The organism is Parabacteroides sp. APC149_11_2_Y6, from assembly GCF_054506995.1.
On the sequence record NZ_CP173709.1, the window covers coordinates 2,338,005 to 2,355,780 of the forward strand.

Here is a 17,776-nt window from a genome sequence, read left to right on the forward strand (position 1 = left end):
TACACATTTAATATAGTCACACAGCTTTGTTAAAAAATATTAGTAGCGATAGTAATTTCAATTAGTACCGCTACTAATTCAAATTACTACCGGTACTAATTTTTATTTATAGGGGTACTTCGGCTATAGTTAAAAAGTATGGCTTTATTGGTTGCAAATACGCCGTGCTATCTCATACCCTTCTTTATAAAGCGCAGATAGCCGTTCCGGGTTATTGTCCGTACGTCCGACGTTCATTTTCTTTTCAGGGCGGATGACGAATGCGTCTCCTTTCGCTTCAAGTTCATCTATATAATCCAGCACTTCATTATAATGGCGGTAACGCAGCTTCAACTGCTTACGGATTGCCGGGTATTTACGGTAAATGAAGCCGGGCAACCAGAAATCTTTCTCTTTTTTCCGATACCCTTTGTTCCGAGTCAGGACAACCACATTCTTGGAAAACCCGTCTTCTATGGCACGACGGATAGGAATCGCATCGCATACGCCTCCGTCCACCATCGGAACACCGTCCACATAAGCAATCGGGCACAATACAGGCAGTGTGCATGAAGCCCGGCATATATCCACCAGACGCGCCGGGTCTTTTTTCTCTTCAAAATATTCGGCTTTTCCCGTCAGGCAGTTGCTCGTCACCATGACGAAGCGGTTCTCCGACTTGAAATAAGTTTCATAATCCAGCGGATAATATTTCTCGGGATAGGTATAAAACAAGAACTTCATGTCGATATATCCCCTCCCACGCAAAAAGTGGCGCAGACCGATATAGTTATATTTCTTCAACAAATCGACATTGCTGTAAAGGGAACGTCCCCTCTGTCGCGAAGCATAAGAAATCCCGTTGCTGGCACCGGCCGAAACACCGATGGTATAGGGAAACCAGATATTGTTGTCCATAAAGTAATCCAATACGCCGACGGTGAAAATGGCGCGCATCCCCCCTCCTTCCAGTACTAAACCTGTGTGATTGTCTATTCTCATATCTTTGTCAAAATTAAAGCCATTGCCTGGTTCACACCGGACAATGGCCACAAAAATATAATAAATCAGCGATATAAAAACATAGTCTGTACTTAAAGACTAACTTCATTTACTAAAGTATGGTGCTCAAAGAAGTCTTTTATATTCTGCAAAGTCGTCTCTGCAATATTCTGCATGGCTTCTTTGGTAAAAAATGCCTGGTGTGACGTTACAATCACGTTATTGAACGAAAGCAGACGGGCCAATACATCATCGTCTATAATTTTGTCGGACTTGTCTTCATAGAAATATTCGCCCTCCTCCTCGTACACGTCCAGCCCTGCGGCAGCTATCTTTTTCTCCTTCAACCCATCTATCAGGTCGTTGGTATGAATCAACTGTCCACGGCCGGTGTTTATAATCATCACACCCTCTTTCATCTTCGCGATGGAGGCTTTATTTATCATATAACGTGTCTCTTCCGTCAGCGGGCAATGCAGGGATATAATATCCGATTGCCTGTATAGCTCGTCCAATGAAACATAGCTGAACCCTTCTTCCCTGGCATATTTCTCATCCGGGAACAGGTCGTAGGCCAACACATGCATGCCAAACCCTTTTAATATATGGATTAAGATACGGGCTATCTTACCGGTGCCGACAATACCGACAGTCTTTCCATGCATATCGAATCCCATCAATCCGTTCAGGGAGAAATTACCGTCGCGGGTACGCCAGTAAGCCCTGTTGATTTTACGGTTCAGGGAAAGCATCAATGCGACTGAAAATTCGGCCGTAGCATACGGAGAATAGGCAGGGACACGTACTACCGGGAGCCTGCCCTTTGCAGCTTCCAAGTCCACATTATTGAATCCTGCACAACGGAGTGCCAAAAGTTTCACCCCATTGCCTACCATGGCATCTATAACCTTGGCATCGGCCATATCGTTTACAAAGATGCAGACAGCATCCACATCCTGTGAAAGGATTACATTATTGGGATTCAAAAGCCCCTTGTAATAACGGATATCGAAATTAAACTTTTCATTTACCTTATCAAAAGAAGCGATGTCGTAAGGCTTAGCCCCGAAGAATGATATTTTGTATGCCATATGTTTCGTTTTTATATCTAACAAATTGACGGCGCCAAATGTTGAAAGAAAAGAGTTAACCGTCGAAAGAAAAGGTGTACTTTTGACGCAGTTTTAAACAAGAAAGAATATGTATTTTAGGTATAAAATGGCGATAAGGACAGGTGGTATATCCATTATTGTCCTGATTTTTCTGATATTGTGCGGGCGCAATTTTATTGTCCGGAAATATACAGACCGCAAACTGGCTGCAATAGAAGAACGCCATCAGCTTGCTATTAAGTATAAAGATGTCTATATGCAAGGGCTGAGTGGCATCAGGATAGACGGGCTGAGTATTGTGCCTTCCAATGCCGATACGTTACTGAATGCAGAAAGTATTGAAGTCAGTCTGGCCCTGCCCGAGCTTCTCCTGTTAAAAGTGAAAGTACAGGAAATCGGGGTGAATCATTTATCCGTCTGTTTTATCAAACAGGAAAAAAATTCAAACTTTGATTTTTTATACAGAAACATGCCTTCGGATAAACAGCATGTAAATGCGGTAGAAGCAGAACGTAATTATGCCGGCAATGCCCACAAGGTTTTAGACCGGGTCTTTCATCTGCTTCCTGCTAATGCTTCATTAACTGATTTAAGAATATCCTACAGGAATAAAGATGATAATTTGCAAATAGAAATTCCCTCTCTCATTATAAAAGACCATGCTTTTGAAACAAATATCCGGAGTACGGAAAACGGTATTTCCGGTGAGTGGAAATGCAAAGGGGAACTTCAAAGCAAACAGAAACAGTTGAAAATCTGCCTGTCCACTCCCCGGGAGAGCAAGATAACGCTCCCTTTCCTGAAGTACCGTTGGGGGGCCTGTGTACAATTCGATACGCTTTCCTTTGAAATGTCTACCCTCAAAGAGGAAAAGAATCTACATGCTTTACAGGGACGTACATATATCAGTGGACTGACCATCCACCAGGAACGTATTTCACCGGATACGGTATCTCTGAATCAAGGGCTACTGGACTGGAAACTAAATATAGGAAAGAACTTCTTCGAACTGGACAGTACGACTGAACTGCAATTCAATGAACTCAAACTTAACCCCTACCTGAAAATTACCAGGGACAAAGACTGGCGGATTACCGCTTCCGTAGATAAAAAAGATTTTCCGGCAAACGAGTTATTCAACTCTCTTCCCCACGGGCTTTTTTACAACCTGGAAGGATTGAAAGCCGAGGGAACCTTATCCTGGCATTTCCTGCTGGATATGGATCTATCGCAAATAGACAGCCTGCAATTTGAATCGACGCTGAATGGACGGAATTTCCATATAACAAATTACGGAAATACCGATTTGAGGAAAATGAACGAACCGTTTATATATACGGTATATGAAAATGGTGAACCGGTACGCACTTTTGAAATAGGTACGGCTAATCCGTCATTCCGGCCGTTCAATGCGGTTTCCCATTATCTGCCATTGGCTATCATGCAAAGTGAAGATGCCGGATTTTTCCAGCATGCCGGTTTTATACCGAGTGCTATCCGCGAATCGTTGATACAAGATATAAAAGAACGCCGTTTTGCCCGTGGAGGAAGTACACTCAGCATGCAGCTTGTGAAAAATGTATTCCTGAGCCGTAAAAAAACAATCGCCCGCAAACTGGAAGAGATATTGATCGTCTGGTTGATTGAAACAAATCATCTGACCTCCAAAGAACGTATGTTTGAAGTTTATTTGAATATTGTAGAATGGGGTCCTCTTATTTATGGGGCAGCTGAGGCTTCGCACTTCTATTTCAAAAAAGAACCGGCAGACCTGACCTTGAGCGAATGCATATTTCTGGCCAGCATCATACCTAAGCCCAAACACGTACGGTATTGCTTCGACGGATTGGAATTAAAACCTTATTATGAGGAATATTTTAACGTAATTCTCAACCGGATGACAGACCGGGGACGAATTACTGCGGAAGAGGCTCAAAATGCCGGACCTGGTTCCGTAAAGATTACAGGACCTGCCGTTAATATGTTAAAAGCATTGGGTATTCAGGAAGAGGATATATAGAATATATTAGTTATATTTGCAACATTAACCCTGTATTTTGGTTCTTTATAAAAACATATAATATTATGAATGATCGTTTCTTAGGCCTTATAGAAAGAAGCATGAAGGAACATTGGGACCTTCCTGCTTTCTCCGATTATAACGGACATACTTACCACTTTAAGGATGTTGCCCGCCGGATAGAAAAGTTCCATATTATATTGGAACATGCCGGTATTAAACCGGGCGACAAGGTTGCCCTTGTGGGGCGCAATTCATCCAACTGGGCTATTTGTTTCTTCGGAATACTTGCCTACGGTGCAGTAGCTGTACCGATCCTGCACGACTTCAAACCGGATAATATACATCACATTGTCAACCATTCAGGTTCGAAAGCCGTATTGGCTGCTGCCAGCAACTGGGAAAATATGAATGAGAAGATGATGCCTGATGTGAAGCTTTTCATGATGCTGGATAATTTCTCTATCATTAAAAGCAAAAACAAAGATGTCCGGATTGTCCGGGAACGGATTAACGAATACTTCGGTAAGAAGTTTCCCCGCTCCTTTTCTCCCGATGATGTAAAATACCATAAGGAGAAACCGGAAGAATTAGCAGTGCTGAACTATACGTCCGGTACGACCAGCTTCTCTAAAGGGGTAATGATTCCTTACCGCAGTTTATGGAGTAACACGCAGTTTGCTTACGACCGCCTGCCGTTTATTCATCCGGGCGATAATATTGTCTGTATGCTTCCGATGGCACATATGTACGGTCTGGCATTCGAGATTCTGAATTCGGTAAATAAAGGATGCCATGTGCATTTCCTGACCCGTACGCCCAGCCCGAAGATTATTGCGGAAGCTTTCGCTACTATCAGGCCGGCGCTGATTCTGGCAGTTCCTCTTATTATTGAGAAGATTATAAAGAATAAGGTTTTCCCCGAACTGGAAAAACCGCTTACCAAATTGCTGTTGAAGGTTCCTTATATTGACCAGAAAGTAAGGGATATGGTGGCAAAGAAGCTGGAAGCGTCTTTTGGTGGTAACTTCGGTGAAATCGTAATCGGGGGTGCCGCTATCAATAAGGAAGTGGAAAGTTTCCTGAAATCCATAAACTTCCGTTACACGGTCGGATATGGAATGACTGAATGTGGCCCGTTGGTTGCTTATGAACAGTGGGATACCTTCAAACAGGGTTCTGTAGGCCGTATTGTAGACCGTATGGAAGTAAAGATTGATTCGAATGATCCGGAAAACGAAGTGGGAGAAATCCTTGTACGCGGAACGAATGTCATGCTGGGTTACTATAAAAATACGGAAGCTACCAAGGCGGTAATGATGCCTAATGGCTGGATGCGTACCGGCGACTTAGGCACATTGGATGCTGATGGCTTCCTTTATATCCGCGGACGTAGCAAGACGATGATATTAGGCGCCAGTGGCCAGAATATCTATCCGGAAGAGATAGAAGACCGCCTGAATAATATGTTGTATGTAGCCGAATCTCTGATTATTTCGCAAAGTGGTAAATTAGTCGCTTTAATCTATCCGGACTGGGAACAAGTGGATAAAGCTGGTATCCAACATTCCGAAATAGAGAAATTGATGCAACAGAATATCGACCAACTAAATACTGAAATGCCTTCATACAGCAAAGTTTCCTGCTTCAAACTGTATCAGGAGGAATTTGAAAAAACTCCGAAAAGAAGTATTAAACGTTATTTGTATCAACCGGCTGAAGATAATTAATATCACGCACTTAAGGTTTATTCGTTCTTTGATATCCTGATCATCAAAGGCCTCTATATAGATGTCGACCTCCGATACTTTTCATCGTATTGAAGGTCGACAAGTTTTTTCTTTATAGATGAAGCTGGATATAAGACTTAACTTGCTTATTTTCAATAAGGGCTTATTTCCTTTTAAGAGGGGCTTAATTGAACCGTTAGTGGTATTTAAACTACGATGACATTAAAATATTTGCAGGACCTGTCGTTGGACTAATTGAACCGTTAGTGGTATTGAAACAGGATGGCCTTGATCTCATCGAACCGCTCGCGGAATTGGCTTAATTGAACCGTTTGTGGTATTTAAACCCCATATTCGAGCCATCACGTTTGGCTGTATTAATCATTTTAATTGAACCGTTTATGGCATTGAAAATTACCTCAGCTGAACAGTCCAGTCTTGTTATATCCATTTTAATTGTACCATTATGGCATTTGCATTTAAAATTTTACAATTATACTATCATACTCTCATTATTTATCATAATAAACTGTTTGACAAGATATTAATCTATGACAGTTCCCATTTTCATCTAACATAGCATCTATCATATCCATCATAGTCTTAGATGAAAAAGAGCAATAAGTAGCTCTTTTTTTATTAAATATACTACTGAATATCAAAGATATAATATATTTATATTCCCGACACCCGGGTCTCATATATCTTCACACCTCCATCTCGAGAACGTTAAGATGGGGGTGTAAAACCGATCAAGATTGGCATCTCAACAATAAGATATAGATACTTTCGTAAAAAAGGTACTATAGTTTTGGTAAATAAGTAGATGACTGTATCATTGGCTGTCAAGCAATGTTATTTCATAGAATAGAGAAAAAACTAACAGATTCCTTTGTAGGTAACTAAACAAAACCGTATTTTTAGAGGCATATAGCATAAATTTCAATATTGTCATTAGATACAATATCATGCCTGACGTAATAAAAAATATAAGAACAACAAAAATGTACGTTTATATAACAGACTCTTACGAAGTAAAATAAGAAGTCCACTGGACAATATTCTTGAGGGAAAAATTATACAAAGTACTTAGAGGAAATAACAGCGAAACATTAAATGACCGCTGTTAGCATAACGTTAGCAACAGTACAAAAGTGAAATATGAAATTTAAAATAAAGGTTACATCGAGACTTTATTCTCAAAATCAATATCAAAGACCTATGAATTTTGATTATTCAAGTGGTTATCCAGAAATGAGTTGCTTTGATTATAATGCCATTGAAACTTATTTTCAAGATTTGACAGGACAAATTAAAGTGGATGATTCAATAACTAATTGGACTTTATCTATTGAAATTTCTCTTGGTGGAGCAATTGGAGAAAAGGAAATTTGTATTGGGAAACGAGGTATTACTTATTTAGCTGATAAGGAAAAGTTCATAGGCGTCAATATATCTTTACCAATAAAAGAAGAAATAAATTGGGGTATTGATAAAAAACACCGTTTCAATGAATATGCTAAAAGAAAATCAGACAAGGGCGTGACAATAATTCCCGTTGATTATACTCAATTTAAAGATATGACAGATTATGTGGAAAGTAGTATTAAACTATCCTTAAAACAAGTTTTCACTGACGGGATTACTTTGAAAGGGCATACAATAAAGTTATAATCATTATAGAATTTAGTTGATAACAATCGGCTTAACTTCCGAAAGTCAGTTAGCCGCCCAACATTAGTAGCCAAGAAAAATATGAATAAAATAATCGTAAAACCGGGTGAAGTTTTTGGCATACCTTTGTTTATGCCTAAAAACGATTGGGGATTGAAGTCTAAACTAACAGAAGAAGACTTGAATAAAGATTTTGTCTTTGGAAGAGTAATAGAAACAAACTCTTCTGTGTTGGTTGAAATCTTTAATAAGGTGGGTAGTGCTTATACTGAACTAAATGAAATTATTAGTTCTGGAATTATGTATTCTCCTCTTCAAATCTTTTGGGACGGAATTATTAAAAAAAGATGGAGAAAAATAGGACAAACAGAAAACTACAATAAATATAAAGATTCAAACTATGCAAATCTAAAAATGGTTTTCGGGGTTCCCGAAAATTTCAGACTAAGAGAATTTGCAACGGCAAAAGAAACTCCTATCACTCGTGAAGAAATGGAACGAAATCTGTATTCTTACTCAACGGTATGGTTTCCTATTGATTTAGAAAACAAAATAATAGAAAAACTGGCTACTAACAAGCGTATCAATCGCCCCTGAAAGGTCGATTATCCGCCAAACATTATAATAAATATAATCAATGAATTATGGCAAGATATGAATTAGGAGCAATTTATAAAATGAATGGAAAAAATGGAATTGTTTATTATGTGAGACTTCTGACTAAAGATTGTTACGGAGTTTTTGCGCCATTGCAAGGTGGATTAAACGACGAAACATTTTCTAAAACACCTTATCGTCTCTATTTCGTTTGTAATTCTTTTCCTGTGAAGCGAGGTGTATGGAAAAAAATCCTGCCATCTCTTGATAAGACTGATATAAAACGTTGGAAACGTCCTGACCGTTTAGCCAATTTTGCCAATTTCAACAGGAAATTATTTCTTGAACAATGCCTAGTTTACCATGAAGATGGGAATCTCTACAAATGTGAAAGTAAAGAGATATTTATAAAACTGGTGAAGTCTGGGATGATTTCAAATATCTTCAATAGACATGAAAATATACCAGCCTTTTTAATGAGTTATTATGAAGATTATCCGAATAGCTATATTATAGAGAAAAAATTTATTCATACTGGAACTTCCGAATACCAAAAAGAACAATTAGAAGTTCTGAATGAATTAGGATTTGATACTAAAGAATTATTATAACAAGCACCTGCACTGCCTAATGGCAGCAAGCTGCAACACATTACCGATAAACAAATAATTGAAATGTTAGATTTTAGCAATACAATGAATAATCATCACTTCGCTTTGAATGATGTTGAATTGAGAATATTACAACCCGTCTTTTTGCAGTTTCATGCAAAGACAGGATTGAGTATTGATGAATATGGAGATACAAGATTGATACCTCAAAATCTTCAATTACTTATTAATTTGGCAAATGATTATATAAAGACGTCGGATAAACAATCAATGAAAATTATAATAGAGTTTGTCAAGAATTTGCGTCCTATGATAATAGATAAAAACACAATTTGGGTAAGTGGAGATTGAAATATTGGCTCAATTACTAATTCCAGTTTCAAGCCTTCTTAGAAATGTTGTTAAGGCTGACAGATATGAAGAAGAAATTAATGGAATGACCTTTAATTCTTATATCGTAGACTGAGAGACACTGATATTAAAGAGATTGCTAACAAACAGGTAAAAAATATCGAAAAGACTGCATATTAGTACTTGATATCATAAAATAATAATATAAAAACATTGATAACAAACATTTTACCAGCTAAGAAACAATATGAAAAATATTATTGAGCTATTGCAAAAGGAACGAATAAAAACTGTTGATGCCTTAAAGCAAGGCGATCAACAGCAACTTTCCTATCTTCAACAGATAGACAAGGCGTTAGGATGGCTGAAAATGATTGAAGAAAATAAGTTGGAAAATGTTGGGAAATATGATGTCTATAGATTACCTGAGCTTCCATTGGAAAGTTCAGGATTGTACTCCTTTTATCGTATAATGCAAGATTATGAAAGTCCGAATATTGAAGATTGGCAAGAGTATAAAACAGACGGACAGGCTTTGTTATTAAGTGTTGACGATATTATAATAACTCGAAAAAGCAGGTAACAAGTAGATAGGCACTCCCAAAGGTTGCTGTCTACCACCCATTAGCAATAAATTAAAACATGATACAAAAGTTTATAGCATATTTATATGAAATACACGAAAAATCTAACGAGATTACCAACAAACAACCAAATGCTAAAAACAATTAGTTGCCAAGCTCTATTGATGAATGAGTATGTAAAATGACAATTATGAACTTACAAGAACTAATACCTAAAGATAAATTTGATATTGAAGCTATTAAACGTTTGTCTGATGCCAATACAGAGCAAATAGCGTCAATAGCGACCCCTCTTTTGGAATGGATTGCAGATATGAATTGGCCTGTAGCTTTAGAGTTAATTAATGTATTGCCTCGGTTTCATAAAGGCCTGATACCAAGTATCAAATATATACTTATAGACCAGAAAAAAGACCCGATTTGGAAGTATTGGATTATTACGCAGTTATTAGTTCAGTTTCCAAAAGAAAGCCAGTTGGAATTTCTTCCTGTTATAAAAGGGTTTGCTGAGCTTACCCCGAAAAATGAGGATGAGATAGAACTGAAAAGAGGAGCTTTAGATTTTTTAAGTCAGTTTGGTAATACGACAAACATTTCATTATAAGCGGCAGGTATATTATTCTTTTATTCCCCATAAACTTTTAAAATACGCTTCTTTATCCCAATTTTCAAATCCGATAACCAGATAATAAACAGAGGAGCCTTCGGTATAATCCTTTCGAGCTTTCAGCATCCCGATGTCATCTTTAGCTTCTTCTTTGCCGTATCTGAGCATTTTAGCTGTCATGCGCGTAACAAACATGTTCAAATACTCTTGAGTGCTTTGGTCCATTTTCTTTAATTTATAGTCGCAATAATCAATCGTTCTCTCATAATTCAAGCCGGCAGACACCGTATCTCCCATGAAATCGGATATGATAGCCTTTAAGAACAGGTTCATCCAAAAATCACCATATTTTGCCTCTGCTTCTTCCAGCGTAGCGAGTGCGGTGTCAAATCGCCCCTGACAACACTGTATTTGGGATTTATGCCCATAAAGTGTATGGTATAAACCCAAATTGTCGTAATCAGATGTATGAGACTGGGAGACAAGCACTATTGCCTGGTCAATCAGTTCAACGGCTAAAGCCAGCGAATCCGAATTATCGCGGTTTGAGCCGGCAAGTTGTAAGGCCCGTTCTGCTGTTTTGCCTGCCTTTGCTAACGGTTCATCTTGATCTGTGTTTTTGTTTTTGGAATTAACGCATGCAGTTGCCATTATTGCATGAATTATCAATATGAATACTATTTTTCCTTTCATTCTCTATTGTAAGTTATTTATTAATGCTTTTATAAATTCTTCCCTTTCTATTTTATCAATCTTATTATTTCCATCTTCTTTAGAGAATAGCCACTCATATCCCTCTCCTTCTAACAGAAGCACAAAGAAACCTTGAAAACATCTTATGCCAATTCTTTATCATAGAATTGAATTAGATCTCCATTTTCATTCTGATAGGATATACCAAGAAAATCCATTCCGTTACGCTTTACGTCTTGCCATAACATCTTTCGTCCATCAATCAGTGTTACATATCCATCATCATCTATTTCATAGTCTTCTTTTTCATCCTCATAATCTATGCTATATGTTAATTCTATAACTAATTTGGATGCTGGAATTGGATATTGTTTTAATGCTCTGTTCTTAATTACTTCTACGTCATATTCATCGCAAAACATATTGTTATAGCCATGTATAGAGCCGTCATGAATCACTATTTCTTCGCCTGTAGCCGTATCTCTGGCTACAATCAGTTCAGGTGCAATATCTGTTTCTACAATATAAGGCTGTTCTTCTCCTTTAACCTTAAACAGATTACCATAATACCATACTTCGAAAAGCTCATTTCCTGCCGATGAACGAAGGATAATCCATTTTGTTATTTTTTGTGTTCATAATGTTTAGTAACTAACTGACTTTTCAGAAGTTAAGCCGTTTGTTATCAGTCATATTTTTATTCAGAGCTTTTATATTCACTCTATTTCTCAATCCATCTATTGGTTCGTAATGCCAAGATTGTTGAATCTTTAATCCATTTTGAAAATTCTTCAAAACATGAATATATCATTCCTGCGGGTAACTTGATGTCATAATACCGATTATCTACGTTGTCTTTTGTTAGTAACCATTCATAACCTTGTTGTTCTACCAGAAACACGAAATAACCTTGAAAGCATTCTCCATGCTGTGAAAGTATGTCAAGATTAGCAAATGCCGGATTTTGCATAAAATCACATTCGTTAAGCCAGATCTTTTCAATCAATTTATCCGTGAGCAGATTTGCCGACAAATTATCAAAGGAAATATGGCGTTGTCCTTTTTGTTCAGTTACATTGAGGATACGATCTAATTCTGCTGACAACACAGCACATTGTTCAATATCTCCGACCATATTGTTGCTTATCCATAAACAATAGTTTATGAATATAGGACTTTCGTTAAGTTGCCATAGCCTTACTTCTATTGCGAACTTAGATTTGTTTCCAAATATATTTTCACATTCTTTTTTCATCGTCAATAATAGGATGTAGCTTGCCGTTGTTAGGCGGCACGTGGTGTTAACATTATATTTCTCTTAGATTGAGTTCTTACGATAAAATTCATTGAAGTTATCTACAAATAACTCAAAATTATCCTCTTCATTTACTGAAATTTCTTTTAACATGTCTTCTATGATGTAATATGAGGATATATTTTTATTTACTATTTCTTTATTATATTTATTGGCAAGAAATTTGTAGAAACTATTCCAAAACAATTCCTCTCGTTTTTCGCACTTTATTCTTTCTTCTTCTGGAGTGTGAATGACTTCAGACATATAATAGCCATCCAAAAAACGAAACATATTGTTTATAGTCGGATTTTCAAAATACATCTTAGGTCTTTTACAAATCATGTTTAACATATCAGCAATATTGTTGTACTCTAATTTATTCATTTTCTTTATTTTAATGCTAATGTTCGGTAGCTAATCGACCATTAAGAAGGTTGAGCCGTTTGTTATAAGCTACTTTTTTCTTTTATATATTGTTCCACATCGCTTAGATTCGTTAAATCAACACATCGCTGCCAACCCCAGTCGGCTAACAAAACGGGAGCCATTTTTCCTAAAGCGATTAAAATGCTTTTCCATAAGTCTTTAGATTTCGGAGCAATCCATATATCCAGCCAAAGAGCGTTTATTACTCCAGCTTCATCCACCGACCAAAATACATTTTGTTCTTCCTCCATACCTCTGCCATAGGTAAGCTTTAATTCTTCCCGATAACTGGAGTAGCCCGTTTCTACTTGGTCATAGGCTGGGAGAAAACCAAGTGCCTCATTCAACTGTTCCGGACACAAAGAAAGTTCCTCTATTCCATGAGGACTGTCCTCTCGTACAAATATATCAGTATAAACGCCACCGGCTAACTGATGCTCTTCGGCAAAATCATCTATTTCACCCATTTGCTTCATGCAAAAGCCCTTGGCAGTCAATGGTAATATCTCCCATTGACAATAATCATCTTCATGAAAAAATGCTATTCGTTTTTGTTTATCCATAATTTACTTTCTTCTTAGCTTATAATGGTTTGCAGCTTGCCGCCGTAGGCGGAACAGGTGCTTGTTATTCGCATATTATTCAGGTCGCCAATATGGATGTAATGCCGTTTCAATATTAAACTTTGGAATATTAAACTCATTTATCCATTCAAGGCGAGTCCAAACGCCAGAGTTTTCACCAACCATAAGTATCTTTTCATTACAAAAAACAGCTTCCATTTCATAAGGACGATGACCAATTTCAAAGTTCATTACAATGAATCTAACTGGTGCTTTATCTTGTAACGGCACAACAACCGAACTGCATTTTAAGGTGGATTTTGTCATTTTTCCTAATGGTCTTTCACTATGCTTAATGACTTCAACAGAGCGTTTGACATTTCTTGAAATTACTATTGGCTTATATATTGGACCATACTCCAGTTCTACATCATTGGGCAGAGCATCCATTTTATCTGCCAATTTTATAAGACCATTCATTATCATTTCTTTCATATCTATTGGATTTACATTGCAAAATTCCGTCCATGCAGTAAGCTGTTTGTCGGTAGGAAAACTCTCGCCATCCATATCAAACCACGCATCGAAGTTACCGCCCAAAGAATTGATATGGATAGGGGATTTGGCGGCATATAGCCCCAAATCATCAACTCGCCAAAGCGAGCAATCAAGATTTGATATGTAGTTTTCTTCTTTCTCCATTTGTTATTGCGAATAACATTATACTAACAGCGGTCATTTAATGTTCCGCTGTTATTTTTTCCAAGTATTTTCACAAATTATTTTCCCTCAAAAAATATCATCTAAAACGGACTGCTCATTTTGCTTTTGTAAGAGTCTGCTATATTCCTCTAAAAGTACGGTTTTGTCTAATTACCCACAAAGGAATCTGTTTGTTTTTTCCTCTATCCTATAAAATTACATTCTTTAGCGGCCAATAACAAGACACGAGCATCAACCCTAAAACAAAAAAGGCAGCCCCCGTTTTCGGAACTGCCTTTTTTCATATCTTGTTTATCCGGTTATCAGCACTTTATGCTTAACTGACGTAGCACATCACGTATCTTTTCGAATGTCGTAATACGAGTTGGAACTAATGGCAAACGTAACTTATTTTCAATGAATCCCATTGCATTCAGCATGCTCTTTGCACCTGCAGGATTGCCATCTACAAATAATAATTCAAACAATTCGGTAAAACGATGGTGGATAGTGCGCGCATTCTCATAATCGCCCGCAAGCCCCAAACGAACCATACGGCTAAATTCACGTGGAAAAGCATTGCCTATAACAGAGATAACGCCTATTGCACCCAAAGTTATCAAAGGGAAAGTAATGCCGTCGTCACCTGAAATCACATTAAAATTAGCCGGTTTATTCTTGATGATATCATCCATCTGGGTAATGTTGCCGGATGCTTCTTTTACAGCTATCACATTTTTAAATTCACGGGCAATACGCAACGTAGTAGCCGCAGTCATATTTACGCCGGTTCTTCCCGGTACGTTATACAACACGATAGGAAGACGTGTAGCCTCGGCTATCGCTTTATAATGCTGGTAAATACCTTCCTGCGATGGTTTGTTATAATAAGGGACTACAGAAAGGATTGCATCGATACCGCGGAAATCGTCATTTTTCAGTTTTTCCACAACGGAGCGGGTACAGTTGCCTCCTACTCCTAAAACAATCGGAATACGGCCGTTAACCTTCGTTACAACCAAATCTATAATCTTCTTTTTTTCTTCTTCTGTAAGTGTCGGAGTTTCTGCTGTGGTGCCCAATACTACCAAATAATCCGTACCGTTCTGCACCTGATAATCGACTAATCTGCCTAACGCTTCATAATCTACACTTTCATCTTCCTTGAAGGGAGTGATCAGTGCCACACCCATTCCTCTTAAATTTATGTCTGCCATGGGGAAAATATTCCTTTTTTGTTATTTAGCACTGCAAAAATAAAGAATTTATATCATTTAGAACGGATTGCTTTCAAATAAAATAATATTTGTTCGAATAAATACTTTATATCATCACCCTCTGTCACTACGATAGACAGATCGTAAAGGTCCGGTCCGTTGAATTTCCGCCCGGTCTTGAAAGAGCAAGGATGTTGTAACATAATGTATTGCATCGGGTAGCAATCGGATCGGCATAAATCGATCAAAATATCTGCTTCCAACGCCTTACACTGTTCTACGATGGCATTTTTGGGAGCATACCAGGCATCCGTATGCTCTTTCTCACTCACAATGATATAAGAAGAATCCATTTCCGGGGTAACTCCTTCCGATACGTACATACAGGCATGCACCTTTTTTCCCATCTTACGCAACTGTTCCAGACAAGGCTCCACAACAGGAGCATCTATAGCCTGAAAAAGGACCAATACAACTTTTGCATCTTCCAAAGCACAAAACTCATGTTTACGGGCCGAAGCTCGCGAAGCTGCATATTGTATCTTCTTTTTAATAAAATAGTTCGTCAGTCTCATTCCGCAATCATATTTAGGAATTCATCTTCATTCATGATTTTCACACCCAGCTTAGCCGCTTTTTCGAGCTTAGCCGGCCCCATATTTTCACCTGCCAGAATATAATCCGTTTTGCCGGATACCGAACCGCTATTCTTTCCGCCGTGTTGTTCAATCATTGCCTTATATTCATCGCGGGAATGTTTCGAAAAGGTACCGCTGATTACAATCGTAAGCCCTTTCAGTTTTTCCGAACGGTTCACCAACTGGTCTTCTGCGACCGACATTTGCAATCCGTATTCTTTCAGGCGGTTCACTAAAGTACGGTTTCTTTCATCCGCAAAATAGTCGATGACGCTTTGTGCAATGCGTCCGCCAATTTCATCCACCTCTGTCAAAGTTTCCAATGAAGCTTCTTCCAGTTGCTCCATTGTATGGAATGCGGATGCCAGACGCTTGGCTACAGTTTCACCGACAAAACGAATGCCCAATGCAAATAAAACACGTTCAAAGGGAACTTGTTTGGATTCTTCCAGACTTGCCAGCAGGTTCCGGGCGCTTTTATCCGCCCAGCGTTCCAATCGTATCAAATCGGCGAATTTCAGGGTATATAAATCGGCCGTATTACTAATCAGGCCAGCCTCATACAAATCTTCCACCGTCTCCGGTCCCATATTAATGTTCATAGCCTTCCGGGTAACGAAATGCTCTATCCTACCCTTTATCTGCGGAGGACAGCCGGATTCGTTCGGGCAATAATGGGCTGCCTCTCCTTCCGGACGGACAAGCAGCGTTCCACATTCGGGACAAGTCCGGATAAAGCGAACCTTATCCCCCATTAGTATTGAACGGGAATCCACATCTACCCCGACTATCTTCGGAATAATTTCTCCGCCCTTTTCCACATATACATTGTCCCCGATATGTAAATCGAGCCCTTCAATTATATCTGCATTATGCAAGGAAGCACGCTTAACGGTCGTACCGGCAAGAAGCACCGGTTCCAGATTGGCAACAGGAGTTACAGCCCCCGTTCGTCCCACTTGGAAAGAAACGGAATTAAGACGCGTTACCGCACGCTCCGCCTGGAATTTATAAGCAATTGCCCAACGGGGGCTTTTCGCTGTAAATCCCAGATTTTTCTGTTGCCTCAATGAATTTACTTTCAATACGATACCGTCTGTAGCCACCGGTAAGTTCTTTCGTTCCGCATCCCAGTAAGCAATGTAATCGAATACTTCCTCCAGGCTTTCGCATTTACGTATCACATCCGGTATTTTAAAGCCCCAGGAACGGGCTGCGGCAAGATTATCGAAATGGGTTTCGGACGGAAGTTCTTCCCCGAGAAGATAATAGAAATAAGCATCCAGTTTACGGGCTGCCACAATAGCAGGATTCTGTTGCTTCAATGTACCGGATGCGGCATTACGAGGATTGGCAAACAAAGGCTCTTCCTGTTCTTCCCGCTCTTTATTCAGGCGGTCGAACTCTGCCCAGGGAAGCAATATTTCTCCACGTATTTCAAATTCTTCCGGATAATTGTCGCCCATCAGTTTTAATGGGACGGAACGAATTGTTTTTACATTAGCCGTTACATCATCTCCACGGGTACCATCGCCACGGGTTACCGCACGCACTAACCTGCCTTGATTATAAATCAGGGAAATAGATGTCCCATCATATTTCAGTTCGGCAACAATTTCGAAAGGTTCATTCAAATCACGTGTAATACGCTCATAGAAGTCACGTACTTCATCTTCCGAATAGGTATTACCCAATGAAAGCATCGGATAACGGTGTACCACCTGTTCAAATTCCTTTGAAAGGTCGCTTCCCACCCGTTGGGTCGGGGAATGAGGGTCTGCATATTCCGGATATTTTGCTTCAAGAGCCTGTAGCTCCTTCATCATCTCATCAAACTCACGGTCTGATATGGTAGGCATGGACAATACGTAGTAATTATAATTGTGTTGTTCCAGAGCTTCACGCAATGCCTTTATCTTTGACTCAATTTCAGCCATATTGATTATTAGGTAATAGTAAATAAAAATGGACTG

The 17,776-nt window shown here is 38.7% G+C and carries 20 protein-coding genes; 8 read left to right on the forward strand and 12 right to left on the reverse strand.

The window, feature by feature from the left end; translation table 11 throughout:
- Positions 1-144: 144 nt before the first annotated feature.
- Both ACGE0T_RS09490 and ACGE0T_RS09495 read right to left on the reverse strand, forming a co-directional pair.
- A complete protein-coding gene (locus ACGE0T_RS09490; protein ID WP_459190219.1) occupies positions 145-981 on the reverse strand; it encodes a patatin-like phospholipase family protein in 837 nt (278 codons plus the stop codon).
- A gap of 92 nt (positions 982-1,073) precedes the next feature.
- The gene (locus ACGE0T_RS09495) at positions 1,074-2,072 is read right to left on the reverse strand and encodes a 2-hydroxyacid dehydrogenase (protein WP_459190220.1); all 999 of its coding nucleotides are present in this window, start codon (positions 2,070-2,072) and stop codon (positions 1,074-1,076) included.
- Between the two features lie 109 nt (positions 2,073-2,181).
- On the opposite strand from ACGE0T_RS09495, the gene ACGE0T_RS09500 reads away from it, so the two are divergent.
- On the forward strand, positions 2,182-4,113 hold the full coding sequence (locus ACGE0T_RS09500) for a biosynthetic peptidoglycan transglycosylase (RefSeq protein WP_459190221.1): 1,932 nt from the start codon (positions 2,182-2,184) through the stop codon (positions 4,111-4,113).
- 65 nt (positions 4,114-4,178) lie between these two features.
- Entirely contained in the window at positions 4,179-5,843 is a 1,665-nt protein-coding gene (locus ACGE0T_RS09505) for an AMP-binding protein (RefSeq protein WP_459190222.1), read from the forward strand.
- Positions 5,844-6,162: 319 nt separating this feature from the next.
- On the opposite strand, the gene ACGE0T_RS09510 is transcribed toward ACGE0T_RS09505, so the two are convergent.
- The gene (locus tag ACGE0T_RS09510; protein ID WP_459190223.1) at positions 6,163-6,294 is read right to left on the reverse strand and encodes a hypothetical protein; all 132 of its coding nucleotides are present in this window, start codon (positions 6,292-6,294) and stop codon (positions 6,163-6,165) included.
- Positions 6,295-7,004: 710 nt separating this feature from the next.
- Between ACGE0T_RS09510 and imm9 the strand changes: the two genes are divergently transcribed.
- The 6 genes from imm9 (at position 7,005) to ACGE0T_RS09540 (ending at position 10,264) form a co-directional block, all read left to right on the forward strand.
- Positions 7,005-7,517, forward strand: coding sequence for an Imm9 family immunity protein (gene imm9 / locus ACGE0T_RS09515; protein WP_459190224.1), 513 nt, complete (start codon positions 7,005-7,007; stop codon positions 7,515-7,517).
- Between the two features lie 81 nt (positions 7,518-7,598).
- Positions 7,599-8,114, forward strand: coding sequence for an Imm26 family immunity protein (locus tag ACGE0T_RS09520; protein ID WP_459190225.1), 516 nt, complete (start codon positions 7,599-7,601; stop codon positions 8,112-8,114).
- A gap of 47 nt (positions 8,115-8,161) precedes the next feature.
- A complete protein-coding gene (locus ACGE0T_RS09525) occupies positions 8,162-8,725 on the forward strand; it encodes a hypothetical protein (protein ID WP_459190226.1) in 564 nt (187 codons plus the stop codon).
- Positions 8,726-8,788: 63 nt separating this feature from the next.
- Positions 8,789-9,076, forward strand: a complete 288-nt coding sequence (locus ACGE0T_RS09530; RefSeq protein ID WP_459190227.1) for a hypothetical protein — start codon at positions 8,789-8,791, stop codon at positions 9,074-9,076.
- 247 nt (positions 9,077-9,323) lie between these two features.
- A complete protein-coding gene (locus tag ACGE0T_RS09535) occupies positions 9,324-9,659 on the forward strand; it encodes a hypothetical protein (RefSeq protein WP_459190228.1) in 336 nt (111 codons plus the stop codon).
- A gap of 191 nt (positions 9,660-9,850) precedes the next feature.
- The gene (locus ACGE0T_RS09540; RefSeq protein ID WP_459190229.1) at positions 9,851-10,264 is read left to right on the forward strand and encodes a DUF5071 domain-containing protein; all 414 of its coding nucleotides are present in this window, start codon (positions 9,851-9,853) and stop codon (positions 10,262-10,264) included.
- A 12-nt stretch (positions 10,265-10,276) separates the two neighbouring features.
- Here the strand turns inward: ACGE0T_RS09540 and ACGE0T_RS09545 are convergent, their stop codons facing one another.
- From ACGE0T_RS09545 to ligA, 9 genes are all read right to left on the reverse strand, one after another.
- On the reverse strand, positions 10,277-10,960 hold the full coding sequence (locus tag ACGE0T_RS09545; protein ID WP_459190230.1) for a hypothetical protein: 684 nt from the start codon (positions 10,958-10,960) through the stop codon (positions 10,277-10,279).
- 143 nt (positions 10,961-11,103) lie between these two features.
- Complete coding sequence (locus ACGE0T_RS09550) at positions 11,104-11,382, reverse strand: hypothetical protein (protein WP_459190231.1); 279 nt, start codon at positions 11,380-11,382, stop codon at positions 11,104-11,106.
- A 299-nt stretch (positions 11,383-11,681) separates the two neighbouring features.
- Entirely contained in the window at positions 11,682-12,215 is a 534-nt protein-coding gene (locus ACGE0T_RS09555) for an Imm42 family immunity protein (protein WP_459190232.1), read from the reverse strand.
- Between the two features lie 63 nt (positions 12,216-12,278).
- On the reverse strand, positions 12,279-12,641 hold the full coding sequence (locus ACGE0T_RS09560) for a hypothetical protein (protein WP_459190233.1): 363 nt from the start codon (positions 12,639-12,641) through the stop codon (positions 12,279-12,281).
- Between the two features lie 62 nt (positions 12,642-12,703).
- On the reverse strand, positions 12,704-13,246 hold the full coding sequence (locus tag ACGE0T_RS09565; RefSeq protein WP_459190234.1) for a hypothetical protein: 543 nt from the start codon (positions 13,244-13,246) through the stop codon (positions 12,704-12,706).
- A 75-nt stretch (positions 13,247-13,321) separates the two neighbouring features.
- A complete protein-coding gene (locus tag ACGE0T_RS09570; RefSeq protein ID WP_459190235.1) occupies positions 13,322-13,948 on the reverse strand; it encodes a hypothetical protein in 627 nt (208 codons plus the stop codon).
- A gap of 323 nt (positions 13,949-14,271) precedes the next feature.
- Entirely contained in the window at positions 14,272-15,165 is an 894-nt protein-coding gene (gene dapA / locus ACGE0T_RS09575) for a 4-hydroxy-tetrahydrodipicolinate synthase (RefSeq protein ID WP_459190236.1), read from the reverse strand.
- Positions 15,166-15,218: 53 nt separating this feature from the next.
- Complete coding sequence (locus ACGE0T_RS09580) at positions 15,219-15,740, reverse strand: DUF6913 domain-containing protein (RefSeq protein WP_459190237.1); 522 nt, start codon at positions 15,738-15,740, stop codon at positions 15,219-15,221.
- Positions 15,737-17,740: an NAD-dependent DNA ligase LigA gene (gene ligA, locus ACGE0T_RS09585; RefSeq protein ID WP_459190238.1), complete on the reverse strand. Its 2,004-nt coding sequence runs from the start codon at positions 17,738-17,740 to the stop codon at positions 15,737-15,739. The genes ACGE0T_RS09580 and ligA overlap by 4 nt, the downstream gene beginning before the upstream one ends.
- Positions 17,741-17,776: the final 36 nt, after the last annotated feature.